Origin of the sequence: Escherichia sp. 94.0001 (assembly GCF_013369155.2) — a bacterium.
GTDB classification, from domain to species: Bacteria; Pseudomonadota; Gammaproteobacteria; order Enterobacterales; family Enterobacteriaceae; genus Escherichia; species Escherichia coli_F.
On the sequence record NZ_JABWMS020000114.1, the window covers coordinates 1 to 5,566 of the forward strand.

General features: G+C 47.1%; 6 protein-coding genes. 1 reads left to right on the forward strand and 5 read right to left on the reverse strand.

Features of this window, described 5'->3' with window-relative positions:
• From HEN33_RS23905 to HEN33_RS23915, 3 genes are all read right to left on the reverse strand, one after another.
• A partial coding sequence (locus tag HEN33_RS23905; RefSeq protein ID WP_274601014.1) for an ESPR-type extended signal peptide-containing protein occupies positions 1 to 1,534 on the reverse strand: 1,534 nt, incomplete at its 3' end.
• A 43-nt stretch (positions 1,535 to 1,577) separates the two neighbouring features.
• On the reverse strand, positions 1,578 to 2,261 hold the full coding sequence (locus HEN33_RS23910; RefSeq protein ID WP_176263263.1) for a DUF3251 domain-containing protein: 684 nt from the start codon (positions 2,259 to 2,261) through the stop codon (positions 1,578 to 1,580).
• Between the two features lie 572 nt (positions 2,262 to 2,833).
• Positions 2,834 to 3,196 (reverse strand): YibL family ribosome-associated protein, encoded by a 363-nt coding sequence (locus tag HEN33_RS23915; RefSeq protein WP_000665680.1) that lies wholly within the window; start codon positions 3,194 to 3,196, stop codon positions 2,834 to 2,836.
• A 283-nt stretch (positions 3,197 to 3,479) separates the two neighbouring features.
• On the opposite strand from HEN33_RS23915, the gene yibT reads away from it, so the two are divergent.
• Positions 3,480 to 3,689 (forward strand): protein YibT, encoded by a 210-nt coding sequence (yibT, locus tag HEN33_RS23920; RefSeq protein ID WP_000517099.1) that lies wholly within the window; start codon positions 3,480 to 3,482, stop codon positions 3,687 to 3,689.
• A 10-nt stretch (positions 3,690 to 3,699) separates the two neighbouring features.
• On the opposite strand, the gene mtlR is transcribed toward yibT, so the two are convergent.
• Both mtlR and mtlD read right to left on the reverse strand, forming a co-directional pair.
• On the reverse strand, positions 3,700 to 4,287 hold the full coding sequence (gene mtlR / locus HEN33_RS23925; protein WP_000228261.1) for a mannitol operon repressor MtlR: 588 nt from the start codon (positions 4,285 to 4,287) through the stop codon (positions 3,700 to 3,702).
• Positions 4,287 to 5,435, reverse strand: a complete 1,149-nt coding sequence (gene mtlD / locus HEN33_RS23930; RefSeq protein ID WP_176263526.1) for a mannitol-1-phosphate 5-dehydrogenase — start codon at positions 5,433 to 5,435, stop codon at positions 4,287 to 4,289. Before mtlD ends, mtlR begins: the two co-directional genes overlap by 1 nt.
• Between the last annotated feature and the right edge of the window lie 131 nt (positions 5,436 to 5,566).

The window sequence follows — 5,566 nt, forward strand, 5'->3', positions numbered from 1 at the left end:
CTTCACCGAGGTTAGTCACCGTATCAGTCAGGTTAGTGATGTTGGTGGTGTTAGTCGCCACGTTATCGTTAGTGGTATTCAGCTGAGAACCGTTGACGGCATCGGTACTTGTGGCGGAAAGGTCGCCAGCGGTGACGTTAGTGATTTTGCTAGTGGCATCTGTACCATGTGCCGCACTATATCCCTTTTTAAGGGAGTCCCATTGTATCGTATTCGTGTTTAGATCCGCTAAGGCGTCGCCAACATTGCCATAAATACCATTTTTCAGTCTGTAATTTGGGGAAGTCACGACGCCCTGCGAATTGACGGTCGCTCCTCCACCAAGATTATCTGCTACTGACTTACTGATAGCATAAAGCTGTGATCCATTGATGGCATCAGTACTGTTATTGTCGATATCACCTTTTGCCATATTGACAATTTTTCGCTGAGCAGTTGTGTTACCCACGGAGACAGTATCCGCTTCAGTCGCGACAGAACCAGCACCCAGAGCAATTGAATTTTTACCTTGAGCAGTGGCCTGAGCACCAATTGCAATGCCATTTTCTAAACCGGCATAACTGCCTTGTCCAAGAGCAATGGCATTTGCCCCACCGGTAATACTCCCATTTCCCAGTGCGATTGCATTTACGCCGTCAGCTTTATTCGCCTGACCGATGGCAATGGCGCCCGCAGCGATTGCCTGGCTTTGATTACCCAGAGCAATCGTGTTATCGGTATTTGCAATACTCCCGGAGCCCAACGCGATACTGTTAAGCCCATTTGCCTCCGCTTTAGTACCCACTGCCGTTGCATTTTCAGCGGCTTCGGTCTCAGCGCCAATCGCAATCGCGTTTGCTGCGCTGGCGAGAGATTGTCTGCCTAAAGCGAGGCTGTCTGTGCCGTTAGCTGCACTATTTGCTCCCAGTGCCATAGAATATTCTTTCGAGGCATTGGCAGTGTCACCGAGGGCGATACTCATTATTCCTAAGGCTTTGCTCCCATGTCCTACTGCGATGGCTTTATCAGCACCTGTTTTCGCGCTATCACCTTGTGCAATAGAAAATTCGCCTATTGATTCCGCATAACGACCAAATGCGATTGAATAGTCACCTGTTGACGTTGTCGATGCGCCCATAGCGAGACTTCGCTGGCCTATTGAGGTGGTATTAATCCCGAACGCCATTGATGCTTCGCCAATCGAATGAGTCTTACCGCCGATGGCTGTTGACCATCTTCCCTCGGCGTTTGACTGATAACCCACTGCGGTACTGGAGCCACCACCGGTGTCTGTATAAGCATTTGCTCTTGCATCCTCACCGACAGCAACCCAGCCTGTTCCTGTACCCTGACCATAATCAACGCCACGACCAGTATCTTTCCCCACTAACTGTGCGGATGCGCTGAATGAAAACGCCAGGCTGTTGATACCAATCACCGTCGCCAGCATGAGCTTACTGCGCCCGCTCTTTTTCCCACGACTTTTCGCCGTTTCGCTGGCAACGCTATAGCTGCCCGTTGCCGGATTCCAGATAACTTTAAATATTTTGTTCATTCGTGATGCTCTCTATTCCTTGATATAAGCGCAGAAGCTGCATTTATTTTTTGTTTTTCCGCTGCCGGGTTTCAGCAGGTTGAACAGTGTCGAACTGGAGATTGGCCATATTGATGGACAATTTCAGATACTTCAGGTTATTAGGCGAAACGCCTTTTAATGTCAGATTAATGTCTTGCCATTGACCAGGCATTAATTGCAGTGTGGAGTTCATGGTGGTGTTAAAAAGCAGTTGCTGCCACTTTGCCAGCGCTTTGGCATCGGTGGGTCTTTCATTGCCCCATGTAGCTTGAAAGCCAATATTTGATACGGGAACGCTTAATAGGTTGACCAGCGAAATACGAATAACACTGCCATTTTCAACCGCATCAATAGCCAGCACCCGGCCTGCCAAACCAACCGAGCCATTGTTTAAAATGAAGTATTTTGTTTGTGCTGGGTTAAATTCGGTGAAGACAAATTCGTCCTGTTTGTCTTTGACCGCCTTTACTACACCCGCCAGCACTTTAGTGGTGTTTGCAATATTAATTTGTTGATTTTCAATAATTTCTATTTTTCTTTTATATTGTTCTTGTTCTTTTTCAAGAATCTCTATTTTACTTTTTTGCAATTCTTGCTGTTTGGCAAGATCGTCGATCAGATTCGCTTTCTCAATATAGTCACACCCAGTCAATACCCAGAGTGGCAATGTTATAAACATGCTTAATAGTGCTTTTTTGATGCTCATAGGGTGAATTCCTTTTCATGATCCCGATACGTTAACTGTTACGGCGTAATCATCCTTTTTATGAATGATTCGAGTGGAAATATACGTTATATAAATTTATAAGAGACTTTTTCTATTAATTGTTGTATTAATTGGTAGTGCGAATATGACATTAAATGTCAGACAATTTCAGATTGTAGCCAATAATATTAATCGCGCGGATTTTAATGATCGATGTCAATCAATGTCAAATGTTTCACCGGATGAAAACACCGACCAGGAGAAATATTAATATTCAGCATGGTGATGTTTTCTTGGGAAGTGTGTGATTCTGAGCGATAAATATAAATAATTAATGGCTGTTACAGGCATTAATGTGCATTAATTCATTGTTATCGCTTATATATCACTTTTTTATTCCATACCACAATTTCAGAATTTAGCCTGTAATATGCGCTTCAAAGAGCCGGTGAGATGGAAGCAATAGTGATAAGAATGTTAAAGATATCCGATATCTGGTATCAGGCTCCTGCATGTGCCAGCAGGAGCGAGTAAATCGTGAGAGGCTGTGATTACAGCGGTGAGACAGGTACTTAAAATGCGGTCTTAGAGAATCCGGTCATCTCTTGCAGGCCCATTTCGCGGCCCAGCGCGGTCATCGGATGCACAACTACCAGTCCGCGAACACTTTTCTTCAGCTTGCCCATATCAGCCTGCTCTTTTTTGGTAATCGCGCGCTGGAAGGGCATTTTCATCAGTTTTTGCGCTTCTTTACTGAGTTTCTGGCTGTGAACTTCACGCAGGCGAGCAATTTCGGCTTCCAGCGTGGCTTTTTCTTTTTCCAGTTCGGCATATTTATCTGCGGCTTCAACAAGTGACAGGTCAGCCTGCTGATGGCGGATAGCGTCCAGGCGATCGCTGAGACGTTTGATTTCGTTTTTTTCGACTTCTTTCATGTGATGACTTCTGATAGAGATAAATTTATAGCCTCTAGTATGCGCGACCAGGTGCTTTGTTCACAACAGATGGCATTGTAATAGTTCCAGATTGTAACCATTAATGTGTTTGAAAATCACCCAATCTATTGATTAGTTAGGAAATTTAAAGAAAAAAGATAGACAACAGAAGAGGATCATTATTGAGGATTGAGCACGTTTTCCTTAATGTCATTTATACCGGGATCTAAACTAAAATTGGCGGCCGCGCATTCCCGACGCGGGGTAATACGGAGATATCATCATGGGCAAATTAGGTGAAAACGTTCCGCTTCTTATCGATAAAGCTGTAGATTTCATGGCATCGAGCCAGGCGTTCCGGGAGTATCTGAAAAAACTTCCTCCCCGCAATGCGATTCCGTCCGGAATACCTGATGAAAGCGTGCCGTTATATCTACAACGTCTGGAGTATTATCGTCGGCTTTATCGGCCGAAACAGGTAGAGGAGAAGTAAGCGAAAGTACTTACTTTTGAAAGGCTTTTTTTAAGCTGATTTTGGAAATCAGCTCTGTCAGTGAAAGGACCATTGTTGATCGCACAGCCTGTTGGTAACGCTGAATTTGCATTGCATACAAACTGGAGTCTGCGGGTTCAAACTGTGGCGGCGGTGGTAACGCCGCCACACAGTGCAGCTCACCAAAGGGGCCAAGAATTTCGTCGTCGGTAAAGGCGTACTCATTGCCGTCGTGATTTAGTTCTTCACGCAATGCCATCAGCAGTTCCGCATCTTCGTATTCATGGCGGTTAATGACACCCAACCCGTAAATGAGTTTTAAACGCACAGAAAGATCGCCCAGCGGGCCATCGCCGTCGAGTAACGGTTCTACAGCATACTTCACCGCGTAATCGTCTTTGCGGAATACCTGAAGCACCAGAAGATTTACCGCCTCGGTCAAAAGCTCGACGGCGGTAATCAGAAAGCTTCGCACGGTTTTGCCAGCATTCAGACGCTCAAGCACACGGTTTTCAAAGGCCTGGGTTTGTTCCATTGTTGCCTGCATATCTGACAATCTGTTATTCGGGCGCAGGGAGTCCTGCGCCTGGTCCACCATTATTGCATTGCTTTATAAGCGGTTACTGCCTCGGATACAACCTCGCTGTTAGCATCAAGGCCGGAAATCTGCGCCAGTGCGGCTTGCGGGCCTTTGTCGGCAATCAGTGCTGCCAGTTCCTGAGCCTGCGGATCATCTTCACTGCGGAAGTGCATTGCAGCGGCAATACCTTCAATCAGGTTTTTATGTGGCAGACCATATTCCAGCGTTCCGAGCAGTGGCTTGATCAGACGGTCGCCAGCACTCAGTTTACGCAGCGGCTGACGGCCTACGCGCTCTACATCGTCTTTCAGATACGGGTTTTCAAAACGACCAAGGATTTTCTGGATGTACGCCGCATGTTTGTCCGCGTCAAAACCGTAACGCTTAATCAGTACAGCGCCACTTTCTTCCATCGCCCCTTTTACTACCGCGCGGATTTTCTCGTCGAGAATTGCGTCACGAATGGTCTGATGACCTGCCAGTTTTCCGAGGTACGCGGTTATAGCATGACCTGTATTCAGGGTGAAGAGTTTACGCTCAACAAATGCCATCAGGTTGTCGGTTAACTCCATGCCTGGGATGTTCGGCAGTGCACCTTTGAACTGGGTTTTATCGACAATCCATTCGCTGAAGGTTTCGACTGTCACTTCCAGCGGATCGTTCGTTGCCGAAGCGGAAGGCGGTACGATGCGGTCAACGGCGGAATCCACAAAGCCAACGTGTTCTTCTACCCACGCTTTGGCGTCTTCTGGCAGGGCGTTCATCACATGGCCTTTCAGCTGCGTGGTGCCGCGTACCATGTTTTCACAGGCGATAATGTTCAGTGGGGATTCATTACCTTGTTCTTTACGTTTCACCAGCCCTTTGGCGATTGCCGGAGCAATACGTTCCAGCACAACCGGGCCCACGGCGGTAGTGACTAAATCAACCTGAGCAATCAGCTCAACGACATCATCACCAATGCTGCTGACAGCATTGACGCCAGAAACGGTATCTACCTGCTCGGTTTCACCGACCACATGAACCTGATAGCTATGACGGGCATTCAGGGCATCAAGTACCACCTGATTGACATCGGCAAACGTCAGTTGGATACCTGCGTCTGCCAGCAGTTTACCGATAAAGCCACGACCGATATTACCTGCGCCAAAATGTAATGCTTTCATAGTATTAACCTTCATCAATGTTTTTACCCGAGAGGGCTGGGGTGAGGCTTTTCCCTCACCCAAACCCTCTCCGTGAGGAGAGGGGCCGCGCCGGATGCGGCGTAAATGCCTTATCCGGCCTACAAGAACGT